The sequence below is a fragment of the Faecalibacillus sp. H12 genome (assembly GCF_013361255.1).
Lineage (GTDB): Bacteria > Bacillota_I > Bacilli_A > Erysipelotrichales > Coprobacillaceae > Faecalibacillus > Faecalibacillus intestinalis.
The window spans coordinates 1-19255 of sequence record NZ_JABWDK010000034.1; the positions used below are offsets into that span (position 1 = coordinate 1).

At 28.6% G+C, this 19255-nt stretch carries 18 protein-coding genes; all 18 read left to right on the top strand.

Annotation, left to right across the window (positions count from 1 at the left end; translation table 11 throughout):
* Positions 1 to 186 precede the first annotated feature (186 nt).
* The 18 genes from HUU89_RS12850 to HUU89_RS12935 all read left to right on the top strand — a co-directional run bounded on the left by HUU89_RS12850 (position 187) and on the right by HUU89_RS12935 (position 19006).
* Complete coding sequence (locus HUU89_RS12850) at positions 187 to 1191, top strand: glycosyltransferase family 4 protein (protein ID WP_175301962.1); 1005 nt, start codon at positions 187 to 189, stop codon at positions 1189 to 1191.
* Between the two features lie 11 nt (positions 1192 to 1202).
* On the top strand, positions 1203 to 2315 hold the full coding sequence (locus tag HUU89_RS12855; RefSeq protein WP_175301963.1) for a YbhN family protein: 1113 nt from the start codon (positions 1203 to 1205) through the stop codon (positions 2313 to 2315).
* Positions 2316 to 2324: 9 nt separating this feature from the next.
* Complete coding sequence (locus HUU89_RS12860; RefSeq protein WP_175301964.1) at positions 2325 to 4319, top strand: glycosyltransferase; 1995 nt, start codon at positions 2325 to 2327, stop codon at positions 4317 to 4319.
* Positions 4312 to 5262, top strand: coding sequence for a 3'-5' exoribonuclease YhaM family protein (locus HUU89_RS12865; protein ID WP_117346812.1), 951 nt, complete (start codon positions 4312 to 4314; stop codon positions 5260 to 5262). The genes HUU89_RS12860 and HUU89_RS12865 overlap by 8 nt, the downstream gene beginning before the upstream one ends.
* A gap of 123 nt (positions 5263 to 5385) precedes the next feature.
* Positions 5386 to 5691, top strand: coding sequence for a PTS sugar transporter subunit IIB (locus HUU89_RS12870; RefSeq protein WP_022002012.1), 306 nt, complete (start codon positions 5386 to 5388; stop codon positions 5689 to 5691).
* Positions 5692 to 5743: 52 nt separating this feature from the next.
* The gene (locus tag HUU89_RS12875; RefSeq protein ID WP_032090211.1) at positions 5744 to 6655 is read left to right on the top strand and encodes an AEC family transporter; all 912 of its coding nucleotides are present in this window, start codon (positions 5744 to 5746) and stop codon (positions 6653 to 6655) included.
* Between the two features lie 8 nt (positions 6656 to 6663).
* Positions 6664 to 8676 carry an ATP-dependent DNA helicase RecG gene (recG, locus tag HUU89_RS12880; RefSeq protein ID WP_032090210.1) on the top strand — a complete coding sequence of 671 codons (2013 nt, stop codon included), beginning with the start codon at positions 6664 to 6666 and terminating at the stop codon, positions 8674 to 8676.
* Between the two features lie 29 nt (positions 8677 to 8705).
* A complete protein-coding gene (plsX, locus tag HUU89_RS12885; RefSeq protein WP_032090209.1) occupies positions 8706 to 9695 on the top strand; it encodes a phosphate acyltransferase PlsX in 990 nt (329 codons plus the stop codon).
* Positions 9682 to 10356, top strand: a complete 675-nt coding sequence (rnc, locus tag HUU89_RS12890; protein WP_032090281.1) for a ribonuclease III — start codon at positions 9682 to 9684, stop codon at positions 10354 to 10356. Before plsX ends, rnc begins: the two co-directional genes overlap by 14 nt.
* 75 nt (positions 10357 to 10431) lie before the next feature.
* Entirely contained in the window at positions 10432 to 10686 is a 255-nt protein-coding gene (locus HUU89_RS12895) for a LysM peptidoglycan-binding domain-containing protein (protein ID WP_022002017.1), read from the top strand.
* Between the two features lie 65 nt (positions 10687 to 10751).
* Positions 10752 to 12212, top strand: coding sequence for a nicotinate phosphoribosyltransferase (locus HUU89_RS12900; RefSeq protein WP_032090208.1), 1461 nt, complete (start codon positions 10752 to 10754; stop codon positions 12210 to 12212).
* Between the two features lie 2 nt (positions 12213 to 12214).
* The gene (locus HUU89_RS12905) at positions 12215 to 12607 is read left to right on the top strand and encodes a hypothetical protein (RefSeq protein WP_022002019.1); all 393 of its coding nucleotides are present in this window, start codon (positions 12215 to 12217) and stop codon (positions 12605 to 12607) included.
* Positions 12595 to 13158 carry a hypothetical protein gene (locus tag HUU89_RS12910; RefSeq protein ID WP_175301965.1) on the top strand — a complete coding sequence of 188 codons (564 nt, stop codon included), beginning with the start codon at positions 12595 to 12597 and terminating at the stop codon, positions 13156 to 13158. Before HUU89_RS12905 ends, HUU89_RS12910 begins: the two co-directional genes overlap by 13 nt.
* Before the next feature lie 2 nt (positions 13159 to 13160).
* Entirely contained in the window at positions 13161 to 13994 is an 834-nt protein-coding gene (locus tag HUU89_RS12915) for a prephenate dehydrogenase (protein ID WP_175301966.1), read from the top strand.
* A 144-nt stretch (positions 13995 to 14138) separates the two neighbouring features.
* The gene (locus tag HUU89_RS12920; protein WP_032090205.1) at positions 14139 to 14672 is read left to right on the top strand and encodes a helix-turn-helix domain-containing protein; all 534 of its coding nucleotides are present in this window, start codon (positions 14139 to 14141) and stop codon (positions 14670 to 14672) included.
* A 15-nt stretch (positions 14673 to 14687) separates the two neighbouring features.
* Entirely contained in the window at positions 14688 to 16265 is a 1578-nt protein-coding gene (locus HUU89_RS12925; RefSeq protein WP_032090204.1) for an ABC transporter ATP-binding protein, read from the top strand.
* Entirely contained in the window at positions 16266 to 17111 is an 846-nt protein-coding gene (locus HUU89_RS12930) for an ABC transporter permease (RefSeq protein ID WP_032090203.1), read from the top strand.
* On the top strand, positions 17108 to 19006 hold the full coding sequence (locus HUU89_RS12935; protein WP_175301967.1) for an extracellular solute-binding protein: 1899 nt from the start codon (positions 17108 to 17110) through the stop codon (positions 19004 to 19006). The genes HUU89_RS12930 and HUU89_RS12935 overlap by 4 nt, the downstream gene beginning before the upstream one ends.
* The last annotated feature ends 249 nt before the right edge of the window (positions 19007 to 19255 follow it).

The following is a 19255-nucleotide window of genomic DNA, read 5'->3' on the forward strand; positions in this document are numbered from 1 at the left end:
CATTGTGCGAAAATAGCTCGTTGCCAGTTCCTTCTTTTTTTTTATGTTTTTACATACTATTAATAATAAGTTCAAATTTGAATGCTATTATTTTATTGTTTTTTGTGGCTAGCTAATAGGGTAAAATTCTTGATTATATAGTTTCAAAAATAAAAATATGTTATAATAGATTGGGTGATGTTTTATATGAAAATTAAATTATATTTTGGAATGGAAAAGGCTATTAAGAAGTCTGGAATAGGTCGTGCGTTTTACCACCAAAAGAAAGCTTTAACATTAAATAATATTGAATTTACGACTGATAAAAATGATTTGGATTATGATATTTTACATATTAATACAATCTATCCTGATAGTATTTCAATGATTAAACAGGCAAGAGAAAATAATAAGGAGATCATTTATCATGCACATAGTACAGAAGAAGATTTTAAAAATTCTTTTATGTTTTCTAATACCTTTGCTGGTCTTTATAAAAAATGGCTTGTGTATCTTTATAATTCAGCTGATGTTATTATTACACCAACGCCATATTCTAAAAACTTATTAGAGTCATATGATTTAAATAAGGAAATATATGCGATTTCTAATGGTGTAGATGTTGCACAGTTTAATCCAACATCTAAACAAATTAATGAGTTTACGCAACAGTTTCATATTTCTGAAGAGAATAAACTTGTTATATCTGTAGGATGGCTTTTTGAAAGAAAAGGATTTGATACTTTTGTAGAAGTTGCAAGAGAAATGCCTCATGTAAAATTTATGTGGTTTGGAGATGTTAGATTATCCAATCCAACATCTAAGATAAAAAAATTACTCAAAGAATTACCAAAAAATTTAATATTACCAGGATATGTTAGTGGAGATATTATTAAAGGTGCTTATGGTAGAGCAGATGTTTTTTTCTTTCCATCACGTGAAGAAACAGAAGGAATTGTTGTTTTAGAAGCTTTAGCTTGCAAAACACAAATATTATTAAGGGATATTCCTGCTTTTGATCCATGGATGCAAGACCAAGTTAATTGTTATAAGGGGAAAACAAATCAAGACTTTATTGATTATATTAATAAAATTATTAATCACGAATTACCTTCGACAGTAGAAGAAGGTTATAAAGTTGCTAAAGAAAGAGATTTATTACTAATAGGAAAACAATTAAAAGAGGTATATGAAAAAGTTGAATCTCTTTAGAGGATAATATTATGGATAAAAAAAATATAAAAAAATACATACTAAATGTAGCTGTTATTCTAATAGTTGGTGGATTATCAATTTATTTTTCAATTGGTAATCAATTAGAAGGAACGATTAAATCGTTAAAACATTGTCATTTAGGGTGGCTATTGGTTGTTGCTATTTTAATGTGTATTTTTTATTTAATCAATGCAATGAATTTGACACTTTTTGCTAAAGTATATAAAAAAGATTATACCTTAAAACAAGGAATCGTAAATGCAATGGCCGGTATTTTCTTTAATGGAATCACGCCAATGGCCTCTGGTGGACAATTTTATCAAGTATATGCTTTTAATAAACAAGGAATCAAAGCAACTTATTCGTCTAGTATTTTATTAATGATTTTTATTGTCTATCAAAGTGTATTGGTTGCGTATACATCTATCATTATGCTTTTAAAATTTGTTTATTTTAGTAAATTGTATTCTGGTTTTTTTTCACTAGTATTTATTGGATTTATTATTAATTTAGTGGTTATTTCTACTTTATTTTTAGGAGCTAAGTCTGAAAAACTTCAAAATTTTTTAAGTAATAATGTTGTTAAAATATTAGCAAAATTACATATAGTGAAAAGCTATGAAGAGGTAAGTTCTCAAATTGAAAGAAAATTAGAAAACTTTAGAATCGAACTTAATTTATTACAAAAAAACAAACCAATATTACTTAAATCAATAGGATTAAATGTATTAAAATTGACAATTCTTTATAGTATTCCATTTTTTTGTTCTCTTGCAATGAATGTTCCTCTTTCTTGGAGACATTTCTTTGATTTAATTGGAATTACTGCTTTTGTTTATTTGATTTCAGATTTTGTACCATTACCAGGAGCAAGTGGGGGTAGTGAAGGTTCGTTTTATATTTTACTTCGTTACTTTTTAAAAGGAGCGACATCAGCAACTTTACTTGTTTGGAGATTTGCTACTTATTATGCTGGTCTTATTCTTGGAGGTCTTACAATGTCATTTAGTAGAGAACTTAATTTTGCAACAAAAAATGATAAAAAAGAAATTACAGAAAATGATCAAATAATCGTTATAGAAGATATAGAAGAAATTGAATTTGATGATTTTAAAAAATAGGAGGTCTTTATGAAAATAGCACTTTTTTCAGATACATACATACCTGATATTAATGGTGTTGCTACATCAACAAATATTTTACGAAATAAACTTGTAGATTTAGGACATGACGTTTTAGTTGTAACAAGTGAACTTCCAAGTGATACAACTTATGATGAAAGCCTAGATGATCAAGTTTTAAGAGTGCCAGGATTAGAAATACAAGCTCTTTATGGCTACAGGGCATGTAATATTTTTTCTTTTAAGGGTATGAAAGAAATTAAAAGATTTAATCCAGAGGTCATTCATGTTCAAACAGAATTTGGTATTGGTATTTTTGGAAGAATTGCTGCAGAATATTTAGATATTCCTGTTGTTTATACGTATCATACTATGTGGACAGATTATTCACATTATATTAATCCAATCAATTCTGAAACAGTAGATACTGTAGTCAAAAAAGTAATTACAAAAATTAGTAAATTTTATGGAAATAGTTGCCAAGGATTAATTGTTCCTTCAAATAAAACAAAAGATGCTTTAATCCATTATGGTTTAAAACAAAAAAATATTTATACGATTCCTACGGGATTAGAACTTGAACGTTTTTCAGTTAATAATAAAAACAACGAATTATGTCAAAGTTTAATAGAAAAATATCATTTACAAAATCATTTTGTTCTTACATTTTTGGGAAGAATTGCTCCTGAAAAAAGCATTACGGTTATCATAGATGCTTTAAAAAAAGTTGTCGCTATTAATGATAATATTCGTTTTTTAATTGTTGGGGGTGGACCACAATTAGAAGAGTTAAAAGAATATGTAAAAAATGATCATATTGAACCATATGTTATTTTTACAGGGCCTCAAAGTGGTGAAATGGTTCCAGCTCATTACCATATTTCTAATATGTTTATTTCAGCATCTTTATCTGAAACACAGGGATTGACTTATATTGAAGCAATGGCGTCTTCTATTTCTGTTATTGCTCGTTATGATGATCAACTTGTAGATGTTATTGATGATGGAAAAAATGGTTTTTTCTTTAAAAATGAAGATGAATTACCAAAACTTATATTAAATGCTATGGAAATGGATTTAGACGTTTTAAAAGAAAATGCATTAAAAAAAGCAAATGAGTATAGTGGAGAAACATTTGCTAAGAAAGTATTAGAAGTTTATAAGCAAGCCATTCTTATTAAAGAATATACTTATACAGTTGTTTCGATATTTCCCATAAAGAATAATAAAAATGAGGTTTCATTTACTTATGATGAAAATGAAAGTGCTGTAACATTAGAATTATCAGATAAAGTAATAGATCAATATGAACTGTATCGAGGGAAAACAATTGATAGAAATCAGTTTAATACACTTAAAGATTACGAACAAATCAGTAGGGCATATAACAAAGCCTTGAAGTATTTATCTATTAAAGATTATACTGAACAACAAATGAGAAAGAAATTAATGGATTCTGGAGATTATGATGATGCTCAACTTGATACTACTATTCAACTTTTATCAGAAAAAAATTTAATTAATGATAAAATGTACGCAATGAATTATTTTAAAAGATGTACACGTTTGGGAATAGGACATAACAAAGCAATTTATAATTTAAGAAATTATGGTGTTGATACTGAGATAATAGATACATGTTTAGAAGAACTTGATGATGATGAAGAATATCAAGCAGCGATGCTTTTAATCAATAATTATTACCAAAGAAACAGCACGATTTCTTATCGTAACATTCAAAGAAAAATTAAAGAAAAATTATTTTTAAAGGGATTTACGAATGATGTTATTGATAAAGCAATGGCAGAGTATGATTTTGAATATGATTTAGAGAAAGAAAAAATAGCTTTGGAAAAAGACTATTTAAAAGCATCTCATCGCTATGAAAAAAAATTAGAAGGAAAAGATTTAAGAAACAAAATAATTGATACATTGTTAAAAAAAGGATATAATTACGAAGATATTAAGAATATTCTAGAAGTTAAGGAGAATAATGATGAATAAAATAGCAAGTTTAAAACCTGGTGATGATGGTGTTTTAATTGAGGCATTAATTAATCATGTTGTATCAGGAAAAACCAATGGAGCACATCGCTCAACGTATTTATCTATGACATTACAAGATGATACAGGATCTATTGATGCTAAGTTATGGAATGCTAGTGAAGAACAAGTACAAACTTTAGTAAAAGGTTCAGTTGTTCAAATAAAAGGTGATGTTATAAAATATAATGAAGATAGACAAATGAAGATTGTAAAGATTCATTTAGCGTCACAAGATGATAAAGAACGTATTAAATTTTTAAAACAAGCACCATTGGATAGTCAATTTATGATCAATGAAATTAAAAAGTTTATTGATCAAATAGATAATTTAAAATTACATCAATTAGTAAAAACATTATTTGAAGAAAATATTGAAAAATTATCTTATTATCCAGCAGCTAGCAAAAATCATCATGAATATGTTTCAGGATTGGCTTATCATACGTATGGAATGTTAAAAGTTGCAGAATCATTTTGCACTTTATATCCAACGCTTAATAAAGATCTATTATATTCTGGAATCACATTACATGATTTAGGAAAAACAATTGAATTAAGTGGTCCTGTTGTTCCAGAATATACGTTAGAAGGAAAATTATTAGGTCATATTTCTATTTCAAATGCGATGATTAAAGAAACTGCTGATAAACTTCATATTGAAGGAGAAGAAGTAACTTTATTACAACATATGATTTTAGCACATCATGGAAAAAATGAATATGGTTCACCTGTTCTTCCGCAAATCAAAGAAGCAGAAATTTTATATTTAATTGATAATATAGATGCTCGTATGGCGATGATGGATAAAGCTTTAGAAACCGTTGAATATGGAAAATTTACAAAACGTGTATTCTCATTAGAAAATAGAGCGTTATATAAACCAAAGATGTATGAAAAGTAGCAAATGCTACTTTTTATATTTTTTCAAAATTTGAAAAAAGAAATTTGTATTTTTATAGAAAAAAAATTAAAAAAGAATATAATTATATCAGTAATTTATTATTAAAAAGTGAGGTAGTATAATATGTATAAGATTTTATTATGTTGTGTATCAGGGGTTACAACAAACAAATTAGTAAATGCAGTGAAAGAATCTGCTAAACAAAAAGATATTAAAGTAATGTGTTGGGCAGTTGGATCTAAATCTGTAGGTTTATCATGGGCAGATGCTGATTGTGTTTTATTAGCGCCACAATCTGCTTCAGAATTATCTAAAATTGAAGAAATGGTTCATGGGGTTATTCCATGCGCTTTAATTAATGATGGTGATTTTGCAAGTATGAACGGAGATGCTGTTTTAAATCAAGCATTAGATTTAATTAAAAAATAAACATCCTAAGCGATGTTTTTTTTTGCTATAATAAAATTCAGGAGGAATCAAAATGGCTGAAATTATGATCAAGGCAGCAGGTTTTGTTTTTGTAATTATAATAGCGTTTATTTTAAAACAAGTGCATGTTTTAGAAAAAAGAGATGGTTTAACAATTGCAACAATTATTATGAATGTAACATTACCTTGTGCTTTACTTACAAATGCAAGTGGCGTAACAATTGATCAATCAATGCTCATTTTATTATTAATAGGATTAGCATCAAATATTATCATGCTTTTCATTTCTTTTATACTTTCAAGAAAAGAGGAAAACATTTTAAAAGGATATTATATGATCAATTGTTCTGGATATAATATAGGAAACTTTGTTATGCCGTTTGTACAAAGCTTTTTCCCAGGCATGGGAGTTGCCTATTTATGCATGTTTGATGTAGGAAATTCAATTATGTGTTTAGGAGGAAGTTATGCATTAGCAGGAAGTGTAGCAAGCAGTAATCAAAAATTGACTCCTAAAACAGTAATCAAAAAATTATTTTCATCAATTCCATTTGATGTATATCTTTTAATTTTTGTTTTAGCACTTTTTAAAATTTCAATACCTCAACCAATTTTATCAGTGGCTTCTTTTATAGGAGCAGGAAATGGATTTTTAGCGATGTTTATGATTGGACTTTTATTAGAAGTTAAAATAAATCCTTCGGAAATGAAAATAGTTTTAAAAACACTTTTGATTCGTGTGCTTTTTGGTGCTATCTTAATGAGTATTGTTTATTTTATTGTTCCAATTCCAATGCTTGCTAAAAAAATTGTTGTTTTAGCAATGGCTGCGCCTATTACAACTGTTTCAGCTGTTTTTTCAAAAAATATTGGTTATCATCGTGATGCACCAGCTATTTCGAGCTCACTTTCAATTATTATCAGTATTGCCGTTTTAGTCGTTTTAATTATCATGTTTGCGTAGGTGAGTGTATGGAGTATGATTTAAAAGTTTTAAAAATAAATAAAAATAAAATAGAACAGTTAAATGAATTATCTATTTATACTGTAAAAGATTTAGTACAACATTATCCTTATCGCTTTGAAGAAATGTTAGAAACACCATTACATGATGAATCGAAGGTCATTATTGAAGCACAGCTTATTGATGAACCTAAAATCTTTTATAAAGGAAGATTTTCAAGATTGACTTTTCATGTTAATTACCATGAAGAGCCATTAACAATTACGATTTTTAATCGTCATTTTTTGAAAAAAAATATGCAAGTAGGAATGATGCTTACTATTACTGGTAAATACAGTGCTTCTAAAAAAGCAATTACAGCTAGTGACTTAAAACTAAAGAGCTTAAAAGAAATTTCTGGAATAACACCAGTATATTCTTTAAAAGAAGGACTCACTCAAAAAAGTTTTCAGGGTTATGTCAATAAAGCACTTAATTTTTATAAAGGACATATTGCTAATACTATTCCTTTATATTTATGTCAAAAATATCATTTGATAGATAAAGAAGATGCTTTGTTTAAAATACATCAACCGCAAACACGCAGTGATGTTATTAGTGCACTTAGATACTTAAAATATGAAGAATTTTTTAAATTTCAAATGACAATGCAATATATAAAACAAAATCGCACACAAAATATAGGTATCTCAAAATTAATAGACAAAGAAAAAGTGACTCATTTTATTGAAAAGCTCCCTTTTCAATTAACAGATGACCAACAAAAAGTCGTTGATGATATATTAATAGATTTAACAAGTCAAAAATTAATGTATCGCTTTGTTCAAGGTGATGTTGGTAGTGGAAAGACAGTTGTTGCAGCAATTAGTTTATATGCTAATTATTTAGCAGGTTATCAAGGAGCTATGATGGCACCAACAGAAATACTAGCGCTTCAGCATTATCAGTCTTTAAAAAAAATGTTTAAAAAATATAAAATAAATATCGCATTACTTACAGGTCATCTTTCACAAAAAGAAAAAAATGAAATCTATCAGCAATTAGAAAATGGACAAATTGATATTATTATTGGAACACATGCTTTATTTCAAGAAAAAGTACAATATAATCAATTAGGTCTGGTTATTACTGATGAACAGCATCGCTTTGGTGTTGAACAAAGAAAAGCGTTAAAAGACAAAGGAAATAAAGTTGACTTTTTAGTAATGACAGCAACACCGATTCCTAGAACACTTGCTATTTCTTTATATGGAGATATGGATGTTTCAACGATTAAAACACTTCCTAACGGGAGAAAAAAAGTTATTACAAAGTTTATTAAAGGAACATCAATGAAGCCTATATTAAAAGATTTGAAAGATTATCTTTTAAAGGGAGGACAATGCTATGTTGTCTGTCCTCTTGTAAATGAAAGTGAAGCAATCACTGGAAGAAATGCAAGTGATATTTCAAAAGCAATGGCACAATATTTCAAAGGACAATACGAAGTTGGATTAGTTCATGGACAAATGAGTGATGAAGAAAAAAATAAAATCATGAATGCATTTAAAGAAAATAAAATACAGATTCTTGTTTCAACAACAGTAATCGAAGTGGGAGTTGATGTAAGTAATGCAAATATGATGGTTATTTATAATGCAGAAAGATTTGGTTTATCTCAACTTCATCAATTGAGAGGAAGAGTAGGAAGATCAAAGGAACAAGGATATTGTTATCTTTTATCAGAGGCAACACATTCTGAACAAAAGGAAAGATTAGAATTTTTAGAAAATCATCATGATGGATTTGAAGTCTCTGAATATGATTTAAAAATAAGAGGACCTGGAGATTTGTTGGGTCAAAAGCAAAGTGGTTTACCAACTTTTATGATAGGAGATATTTTTAAAGATTATCATATTTTAGAAATTACAAGAAAAGATGCTTTTGAAGCGATGAATCAACATCAAGATGATGAAAAAATTATAAAATTGTTATCAGAAATAAAAAACAATTTAATAAAGAATAATGAATATATTGATTAATGTGTTATAATGCTAAAAGAGGTGAGAACATGAAATTAGCGATAGACGCCATGAGTGGTGATTTAGGTAGCTCTATTGTTGTAGAAGCCTGCCAATCATTTTTAAATAAAAATAAAACAGATGAGCTTTATGTTGTAGGAAAAATTGAAGAATTAGAAGCATTGAAAGATCATCCTCAAGTAACTTTAATAGATGCTAGAGAAATCTTTGAAATGACAGAAAATATTTTAGCAATCCGTAGAAAAAAAGAATCGAGCTTAGTAAAAGCTATGATGTTAGCAAGAAATAACGAAGTTGATGCTGTATTATCTTGTGGAAATACAGGAGCCTATTATGCATGTGCAATGTTGTTTTTAAAACGTATTAAAGGAATTGAAAAATCATGTTTAATGGCAACAATTCCCACTTTAAATGATAAAGGTGTTTGCATGTTAGATGTAGGGGCAAATGCTGAAAATACAGTAGATCAACTCGTTCAGTTTGCAATTATGGGAAATGTTTATGCTAAAAATGTTAGACATATTCAAAAACCTAAAGTTGCCCTGTTAAATATTGGAAGTGAAGAACATAAAGGTGATGAGATCCATAAAGAAACATATCAATCTTTGAGTACACTTGAACAAATTGATTTTGTTGGAAACATTGAAGGAAAAGAAATCTTAAGAGGTGATGTGGATGTCATTGTAACGGATGGATTTACAGGAAATGTTACATTAAAAACAATTGAAGGTGTTGCATTATCTATGATGTCTGCATTAAAAGATGGTTTTATGGCATCAACACGTAATAAATTAGGGGCAGTTATTTCTAAACCAGTTTTAAAAGGATTAAAAACAAAATTTGATCCTGCAGGTGTAGGTGGTGCCTTGATGATGGGATTTGTAAAACCAGTTGTTAAAGCACATGGTGCAAGTGACGCGAAAGCTTTTGAAAGTGCAATGAATTTAGCTTTTGAAATGGTTGAAGTAAATGTAGTAGAAAAAATGAAAGTAGGTCTAGATGAAAGTGGAATTAGGTAAGTTTTTAGAAGTAATGGGCATTCCTTATAAAGATATTCATTTATTTAAAGAAGCTTTTACACATCCTTCTTATACAAATGAAAACAAAGGAAAAAATTACGAACGATTAGAATTTTTAGGTGATTCAGTTTTACAATATTATGTATCAAAGTTTATTTATGAAAAATATCCTGAAAAGCCAGAAGGAGAATTGACACTTTTACGTTCTAAACTAGTAAGAGAAGAATCACTTGCTCGTTTTTCTCGTGAATTAGGATTAGGTGCACAAATTTTCTTAGGTGCAGGTGAAGAACATAATGGTGGTAGAGATCGTAATAGTGTTTTAGCTGATATTTTTGAAGCCTTTATTGGGGCAATAAGCGAAGATTGTGGTATCGAATATGTTTTAAAAATATTAGATATGACAATCTATAAACATGTTGAAGATGTCAACTATGATGATATCACAGATTTTAAAACAAAATTACAAGAATTGATTCAAGCGGATCAAAGAAAGACAGTCACATATTCATTACTTTCAACAACAGGTCCAGCGAATGCACCTGAATTTGAAGTGGCAGTCATGATGGATGATATGACCCTAGGAACTGGAAAAGGTTCTAGTAAAAAAAGAGCAGAACAAAAGGCTGCAAAGGATGCGTTGAAAAAATTAGCCAGATAGATAGCAAATGCTATCTATTTTTTTGCCTAGACATTTTTTATTTTAAAACATATTTTAAAATGAAGGAGGCAAAATATGTTTGATGAAGAATATGAAAGAGTCATTCATCCCCGTAGAGTAGGTGATATCTATCTCTATACAGTAAGACCGGGAGATAATGTTTATCGGATAGCAAGAAATTTTAATACTAAAATAGAATGGATCGCTTGTATGAATAAACTTGATCAACAAATGATGATTTACCCAGATCAACAATTATATATTCCTTTTATTCCTCAAGGACCAATGCCAATGGTACAATCAAGAGATTCTTATGAATTATATTTTTAATGGACTAGATTTTTCTTAAAAAAAAGCTTATTATATTCGTAAAAATAACAATGAAGGAGAATTTTATGAATAAACATGCAGGAAGTGAAAGAAATCTAACTCTTGTAATGGATTTATATGAGTTGACAATGGCATATAATTATTTTAAACAAGGAAATAAAGATCAACTTGTTTATTTTGATATGTTTTATAGAAAAAACCCAGATAATGGAGGGTTCGCAGTTTTTGCAGGATTACAACAATTAATTGAATGTATAAAGAATTTACATTTTAGTGAAGGAGATATTGAATATCTCCGTTCACTTCAAAAATTTGATGAAGACTTTTTAGATTATTTATTAGATTTTAAATTTACAGGTTCTATTTATGCAATGAAAGAAGGTACACCAGTCTTTCCTAATGAACCATTGATTACTGTAAAAGCTAAATTTATCGAAGCACAAATTATCGAAACGATGTTATTAGTAACAGTTAATCATCAATCTTTAATTGCTACTAAAGCACATCGTGTTGTTCAAGAAGCCAAAGGAAGACCCGTTATGGAATTTGGAGCAAGACGTGCTCAAGGATATGATAGTGCAACTTATGGAGCTCGTGCAGCTTATATTGGAGGGGTAGCAGGAACAGCTACAGTTTCAGCAGGTGAGATGTTTGATATTCCTGTAGTAGGAACAATGGCACATTCTTTTGTGCAATCATTTGATAGTGAATATGAAGCTTTTAAAGCTTATGCACTTACATATCCAGATGATTGTGTTTTATTGGTTGATACGTATGATACTTTAAAAAGTGGAGTACCTCATGCCATTGAAATAGCCAAAGAAGTTTTAGAACCAATGGGTAAAAAATTAAAAGGAATTCGTTTGGATAGTGGAGATATTTCATATTTATCAAAACGTGCAAGAGCAATGCTTGATGTTGCGGGTCTTACATATGTAAGTATTTCGGCTTCAAACTCCTTAGATGAATATTTGATTCGCTCTTTATTAAATCAAGGAGCGCAACTTGATTCCTTTGGAGTTGGAGAAAATTTAATTGTATCAAAATCATCTCCAGTATTTGGAGGAGTTTATAAATTAGTAGCTATTGAAAAAAATGGACAAATTATTCCTAAAATTAAAATTTCAGAAAATACTGAAAAGATTACCAATCCAGGTTATAAACGTGTATATCGTTTATTTGAAAATGAAACTGGAAAAGCAATAGCGGATTTAATTGCTTTTTATGATGAAGAAATTGATTGTACAAAAGATTTAACGATTTATCATCAATCTGATATTTGGAAATTTAAAACAATTGAAGCTAATACGTATACAGTAGAAGAATTACAAGTTCCTATATTTGAAGATGGAAAATTTGTTTATCAAGAACTGTCTGTAAAAGAAATTAGAGATTATTCAATGCAAGAAAAAGCACGCTTATGGGATGAAATATTTAGATTAGAGTTCCCACATAATTATTATGTGGATCTTACTAAAAATTTATTAGATTTTAAAATTAAAATGTTAGAAGAAAAGAGAAAATAAAAATGGCAAGATTTGATAGAAAAGTAGAAAGAACAAAGAAAAGTTTTGAATTTACACAAAAAGAGAAAATTGTTGAAACAAATAAAGATGTCTTCAAAAAGAATTTTACTTTTAAATGGGTCCAATTAAATATTAAAACAGTATGTGTTTTTCTTGTTGATTTTTTACTTGTAACATTATTGATTATTCCATTTATGATGCAATATTTAAATGCAACTTTAGCGTTTGTTTTAGGGCATGGGATTATTACAAGTTTAGTGATTGTTTTTACAGGATTTTTAATTAATAAAGAAAAAATAAAAGCAGTTCCATTTATTTCTAGATTCTTATTTATGTTTATTCTATTAGGTGCATCTTCTGCACTTTCGATGGCAATTACATCATGGCTGAATTAGTTTGTTTAACTGCTTTAGGGGTTGTTTCATTATTTACAGGAATTGTATCATTAGGAAACAGTGATGCTTTTATGGGAATGTTTACTTTTATGATCTTACTTGTAAGTTATGCATTGATTATCCTTACTTTTAGAAAAAGAAGAATGCTTTTTAAAGCAAAAGAAGTTATTTATACAGGATATGAAATTTATTTGTATATATTATCATATATTGTTTTAATGACTTCTTGTTTATTGATATATCTTCATGTTGTTCAAGTTGTTTCAATGACATCACCATTAATTATGGTGACATGGCTTGTACCACTTGTTGCTTATTTAACGTATGAATCGGTATTGATTTTTGAAAAAGATGAATTAAATATAAATGGGAAGAAAGTATTATATAGAAGTATCAAAAAAGTTCAAATTATAGAAAATAAAAATAAATATCATTTAATAATTAGAGCGAAAGGAAATGAATATCTATACAAGACAAATCAAAAAAATAGTCAACATGTTTTAGAATGTTTAAAAAAATATTGTCCGCGTATAGATAAAAATAGGGATTAAATATGATTATAACAGTTGTTGGTCTTGGTGTTGTTGGGGGAAGCTTTGTAAAAGCTTTAAAAGGTCAAGGACACGAAGTTTATGGTGTTGATGTAGATGAAGAAACACTTGCAAGAGCGAAAGCAGATGGATGTATAAAAGAAGGGTTTGTAGATGGTCGAGAAATCATCAAAAAATCGGATATGACGATTATCTGTTTATATCCATCATTAGTTTTAGATTATATAAAAAACCATGAATTTAAAAATGGAAGTATCATTACGGATGCTGTAGGTGTTAAAACTCATTTTTTAAATGAAGCAATGGATCTTTTGAAAGATAAAGATGTTGAATTTGTTTCAGGGCATCCTATGGCAGGAAGAGAAAATAAAGGCTATCTTTATGCAAGTAAAGAAGTTTTTCAAGGCGCTAATTATATTTTAATTCAACATGAAGAAAATAGTAAAAGTGCCATTGCTATGATGGAACAATTTGTTTCTAATTTAGGATTTCATTCCGTAAAAATCATGTCACCACAGGCTCATGATGAGATTATTTCATTTACCTCTCAATTGCCACATGTCATTGCTGTTTCATTGATTGATAGTGATAATCAAAAATATGATACAGGTAAATATATTGGAGATTCTTATCGTGATTTAACACGTATTGCTAATATTAATGAGGATTTATGGACTGAATTATTCTTTACTAATAAAAATAATCTTTTGAAAAGTATCCAAGGTTTTGAAGATCAATTGGATATTTTGAAAAAAGCTATTAAAGAAGAAGATGCAGATACTTTGAAAGCAATGTTTATTGAATCTTCTAAAAGAAGAAGAAATCTTGAGAAATAGCGTTAGGCTATTTCTTTTTTTTGTATCGTGTTTAAAATATTAAACTTTTTGTTTAAAAAGGTATTGAACTTAACATAATTATTAGTATAATAGTCTTGTTTAATAAATAAAACAAAAAGTTTTTTTAAATAAACAGGAGGTTTTATGGATATTGGTGCAAAAATTAAAAGAATACGTTTATCAAATCAATTGACGTTAGAAGAACTTGCTAATCGTAGTGAATTGACAAAGGGTTTTTTATCACAGTTAGAAAGGGACTTAACGTCACCAAGTGTTGCCACATTAGAAAATATTTTAGAAGCATTAGGGACAAATTTAAAAGATTTTTTTTCAGAAGATGAAGATGAACAAATTGTTTTTAGTAAAGATGATTTTTTTGAAAATATACAAGATGATTATAAAATTTCTTATATTATTCCAAATGCTCAAAAAAATGAAATGGAACCTATTTTAATTGAACTTAAAAAAGGAAAGAATTCAATGGAAATTGATCCACATGATGGTGAAGAATTTGGATATGTTATTCATGGAAAAATTACATTAATGAATGGTGATGAAGAATATGAGGTAAAAAAGGGAGAAACATTTTATTTAAAAGGAAATTTACCACATTACATAGTCAATAAACATGATACTCTAGCGAAAGTGATTTGGGTATCAACACCACCAATATTTTAAAAGGGGAGAAAAATGATGGAAGAAAAGGTACTCATTAAATTTAGAAACATTGTTAAAGAATTTGATGGAACAATTGTTTTAAAAGGGATTAACTTAGATATTTATGAAAATGAATTTGTTACACTGCTTGGACCAAGTGGTTGTGGAAAAACAACGTTACTTCGTATTTTAGGTGGCTTTTTAGAAGCAGATGAAGGGGTTGTTATCTTTGATGATGAAGATATAAAGGAATTACCACCCTATAAAAGAGAATTAAATACAGTCTTTCAAAAGTATGCATTATTTCCACATATGAATGTTTACGATAACATTGCTTTTGGCTTAAAAATAAAAAAGATGTCAAAAGATGTTATTGATCAAAAAGTCATGAGAATGTTAAAACTTATTGGTTTAGAAGGTTTTGAAAATAAAAATGTAACAACATTGTCAGGTGGGCAACAACAACGTATTGCCATTGCTAGAGCTTTAGTAAATGAACCAAAAGTTTTATTATTAGATGAACCATTAGGTGCTTTAGATTTAAAACTTAGAAAAGAAATGCAATATGAATTAAAAAGAATTCAACAAGAAGTAGGAATTACTTTTATTTATGTAACACACGATCAAGAAGAAGCGTTAACAATGTCTGATAAAATCGTTATTATGAAAAGCGGAGAAATTCAACAAGTAGGGACTCCTCAAGAAATATACAATGAACCTGTTAATAAATATGTTGCAAATTTCATTGGTGAAAGTAATGTTATTTCAGGGGTAATGATTGAAGATTATAAAGTTAAATTTGATGATCAAATCTTTGATTGTGTTGATTTTGGTTTTAAACCAAATGAAAAAGTTGATGTTGTTTTAAGGCCAGAAGATATTGATATAGTGCCTTTAGAACAAGGAAAAATCACAGGAGAAGTTTTAAGTGTTTTATTTAAGGGAGTTTGGAATGAAGCAATGGTAGAAACTGTTCCAGGAACGACTGTTAAAGTGAACATGAACGTTATTAAAAACCATGATGTTGAAAGTGAATATAGTGATGAAAGAATTTCAGCAAATGATTTTTATGTAGATATTGAAGAAGTAGCTTCTTTAGATGATAACGATATTATTGCTAGAGCAGATGCTCAAGCATGGAAAGAAAGTGATGATTCTTATATTTCTATTAGTAAAATTGAACATGATTTAAAAGAAGAATTAGGAGAATATACAGTTACTTTCCAAACATCATCAGGTTTATCTACAACAAGAAAAATCATTGTTGTTGACCAAAAATATGTAAGAAATGAAAAAGCAAACGAAGCAGTGAGTGCTTTTAACTTCTTTAAAACAGTTGATGACATTAAGGAGTCTGTTGCTTTAGATACAGATTTAAAGACATGGGCCAATGCTATTGGTTGGAAATTATCTAATGAAGATGAAGCAGTGGATATTTATGTAGATTATGATTTTGATCCTGAAAATATTCAAGAAGGAATCTATCAAGTTACTTTCTCTACAGAAGGTAGAGAATTAAAAGTACATACAACAGATTATGTAGAAGAAGGTCAAGAGGTCGGATTGACTTTTGAAGTAGAAGATATTCATGTAATGGAAAAGATGGGATTTTAGATGAAAAAATTTTCTCAGTTAGCACTTCCATATATTATTTGGAGTATTATTATTCTACTTTTACCAGTATTACTTATTGCTTTTTATGCAATAACTGATAGAGGTAACACTGTTGTTAACTTTAGTTTTACTTTACAAAATTTTGTGAAATTTTTTACCGACCCTGATTTCTTACTTATTTTATGGAGATCACTTTCAATTGCTTTAAAAACAACAATTATTTGCATTTTACTTGGTTATCCAGTAGCTTATTTTATTTCACGTTGTAAAGATCGAACAAGAAATATTTTAATTTTATTAATTACACTTCCTATGTGGATCAATATGCTTGTAAGAACATATGCTTGGATTGGTATTTTATCTGATGGAGGTATTTTACAATCATTATTGAATTTATTAGGATTTAAATCAACACAACTTCTTTATACAGAAGGTGCTGTTTTACTTGGAATGGTTTATAACTTTATTCCTTTTATGATTTTACAAATCAATACATCTTTATCTAAGATGGATAAATCGTTATTAGAAGCAAGTTCTGATTTAGGCGCAAATCGCTATCAAACTTTTTGGAAAGTTACTTTTCCACTTTCAATACCAGGAGTTATTAGTGGAATAGCACTTGTCTTTTTACCGGCAGTAAGTTCATTCTTCATTCCTAAATTATTGGGTGGAGGTCAATATTTCTTAATTGGTAATGTTATTGAAAATCAGTTTATTACTGTAGGAGAATGGAATTTTGGATCTGCTATTTCTGTTATTATGGCTTTTGTAATGATGGCTATCATGTATTTAGTAAGATATGTTGAAAAACGTAATTCTGGTAATAGAAAGGAGAAAAAAGTATGAACAAACAAAAACATTCTTTATTAAAAATTTTAATGGTTTTAATGCTCTTATTTTTCTACTTACCAATTGGCTTTATGATTGTTTTTTCATTCAATTCAAGCAAGTCATTAACGCATTTTACAGGTTTTTCGATGCAATGGTATTCAAAAATGTTAGCGGATGCTTCAATGATGGAATCTTTATATGTCACAATTATAGTAGCGATTATTGCGACAGTTGTTTCTACGATTGTTGGGACAATTAGTGCAATTGGACTTTCTAAATCAAAAAAAATCGTGCATGATTTAATTATGCAAATCAACGATTTTCCTTTGATGAATCCAGAAATCGTTACAGCGATTGGATTAATGTTATTCTTTATTACCTTTAATATTGAAAAAGGTTTTGCAACATTATTATTGGCACATATCGCATTTTGCATTCCTTATGTTATATTATCTGTTATGCCTAAAATTCGCTCTCTAGATCCAAATTTAGCGGATGCTGCAATGGATTTAGGGTGTACACCTTGGATGGCTTTAATTAAAGTTATCGTACCACAAATCATGCCAGGTATTGTTTCAGGGGCTTTGATTGCTTTTACAATGTCTTTTGATGATTTTATTATTTCTTATTTTGTTACAGGAAAAGGAATTAAAAACTTGAGTATTATGGTTTATACAATGTCAAAACGTGTAAATCCTAGTATTAATGCTATTTCAACTTTAATTGTTATTTTTATTACGATTGTTTTAATTCTTGTCAATGTTGTTCCGGTGATTAGAGAAAAAAGAAAAGTTCAAACGACAGAACTTAAAGAAAAAAATAAAGCACCAAGAATTATTGCTGGAATTGTTGCAGCATGTGTATGTATGGGACTAGTTTTTGTTCAAAAAACAACTTCTTCGACTAAAAAATATGCAGGACAAACTTTACATGTCTATAATGCCGGGGAGTATACGGGTGAAAATTTGCTTTCTAATTTTGAAAAACAAACGGGATGCAAAGTAGTTATGGATTTATTCGATTCGAATGAACAAATGTATATTAAAGTAGCTAATGGTGAAGCTTATGATGTTTTAATTCCAAGTGATTATATGATTGAAAGATTAAAACAAGAAAAGCTTATTCAACCATTAGATCAAGATAAAATCACTTGCTTAGAAGATATTAATGATTCTGTTAAAAATTTATCTTATGATCCGAATAATGAATATTCTGTTCCTTATTTTTGGGGAAGTGTAGGAATCGTTTATGATAAAACAAAAGTAAGTGAAAAAGATTTAAAAGAACAAGGTTTTAATATTTTCTTGAATCAAAAATATAAAGGAGACATTTATTTATACGATTCGGAACGTGATTCGTTTATGATGGCTTTAAAAGCACTTGGCTATTCTATGAATACTGATAATGAAAAAGAGCTTGCAGAAGCTTATAATTGGCTTTTAGAGTGTGTTAATACGATGTCACCAGAAATTGTAACGGATGAAATTATTGATAACATGGCACAAGCAAGAAAAGCTTTAGGACTTGTTTATTCCGGGGATGCAACCTATATTATGTCTGAAAATGAAAATATTGGTTATTACATGCCAAAAAAAGGAACAAATATTTGGTGTGATGGCATGGTTGTTCCACAAAGTTCTAAAAATGTAGATTTAGCACATGAATTTATTAACTATGTATCAAGTTATGAAGCAGCTTATGGTAATTCATCTTATGTAGGGTATACTTCACCAAACACGGAAGTTATGAACGATTTAGCGCAAAATGACTTTAAAGGAATTAATGCTTATAATCCAATTAGAACAAATAAATATGATGAAGTCTTTAACTATAATGCTGAAACAAGAAAGGTGATGGCTAATTATTGGGCTAAAGTAAAAATCGCAGCCTCTAATGCTAAAAGTGAATAATAAAAATTCTATGAGAGTTTTCTCATAGAATTTTTTTAAAAAAATAAAATTAAAAAAATGATGAATATACGTATGAAATTTTAAATCCATAAAAATTAGATTGTAAAAAATTATAAAAAACTATTGCAAAAAAATTTTTTATAGCATATAATAATGGGGCAGCGTGATAAGAGACGCGAAACAAAATAAAGAAGTGGTTCCTTGGCCAAGTTGGTAAGGCAACAGACTGCAACTCTGTCATCATCGGTT

Coding starts and splice junctions, on each gene's coding strand:
- HUU89_RS12910 (WP_175301965.1), top strand. CDS start 12,595: ATGGCTGAATTAGTTTGTTTAACTGCTTTAGGGGTTGTTTCATTATTT.
- HUU89_RS12930 (WP_032090203.1), top strand. CDS start 16,266: ATGAAAAAATTTTCTCAGTTAGCACTTCCATATATTATTTGGAGTATT.
- HUU89_RS12870 (WP_022002012.1), top strand. CDS start 5,386: ATGTATAAGATTTTATTATGTTGTGTATCAGGGGTTACAACAAACAAA.
- HUU89_RS12920 (WP_032090205.1), top strand. CDS start 14,139: ATGGATATTGGTGCAAAAATTAAAAGAATACGTTTATCAAATCAATTG.
- plsX (WP_032090209.1), top strand. CDS start 8,706: ATGAAATTAGCGATAGACGCCATGAGTGGTGATTTAGGTAGCTCTATT.
- HUU89_RS12875 (WP_032090211.1), top strand. CDS start 5,744: ATGGCTGAAATTATGATCAAGGCAGCAGGTTTTGTTTTTGTAATTATA.
- HUU89_RS12925 (WP_032090204.1), top strand. CDS start 14,688: ATGGAAGAAAAGGTACTCATTAAATTTAGAAACATTGTTAAAGAATTT.
- HUU89_RS12865 (WP_117346812.1), top strand. CDS start 4,312: ATGAATAAAATAGCAAGTTTAAAACCTGGTGATGATGGTGTTTTAATT.
- HUU89_RS12855 (WP_175301963.1), top strand. CDS start 1,203: ATGGATAAAAAAAATATAAAAAAATACATACTAAATGTAGCTGTTATT.
- HUU89_RS12915 (WP_175301966.1), top strand. CDS start 13,161: ATGATTATAACAGTTGTTGGTCTTGGTGTTGTTGGGGGAAGCTTTGTA.
- HUU89_RS12895 (WP_022002017.1), top strand. CDS start 10,432: ATGTTTGATGAAGAATATGAAAGAGTCATTCATCCCCGTAGAGTAGGT.
- HUU89_RS12850 (WP_175301962.1), top strand. CDS start 187: ATGAAAATTAAATTATATTTTGGAATGGAAAAGGCTATTAAGAAGTCT.
- HUU89_RS12905 (WP_022002019.1), top strand. CDS start 12,215: ATGGCAAGATTTGATAGAAAAGTAGAAAGAACAAAGAAAAGTTTTGAA.
- recG (WP_032090210.1), top strand. CDS start 6,664: ATGGAGTATGATTTAAAAGTTTTAAAAATAAATAAAAATAAAATAGAA.
- HUU89_RS12935 (WP_175301967.1), top strand. CDS start 17,108: ATGAACAAACAAAAACATTCTTTATTAAAAATTTTAATGGTTTTAATG.
- HUU89_RS12900 (WP_032090208.1), top strand. CDS start 10,752: ATGAATAAACATGCAGGAAGTGAAAGAAATCTAACTCTTGTAATGGAT.
- HUU89_RS12860 (WP_175301964.1), top strand. CDS start 2,325: ATGAAAATAGCACTTTTTTCAGATACATACATACCTGATATTAATGGT.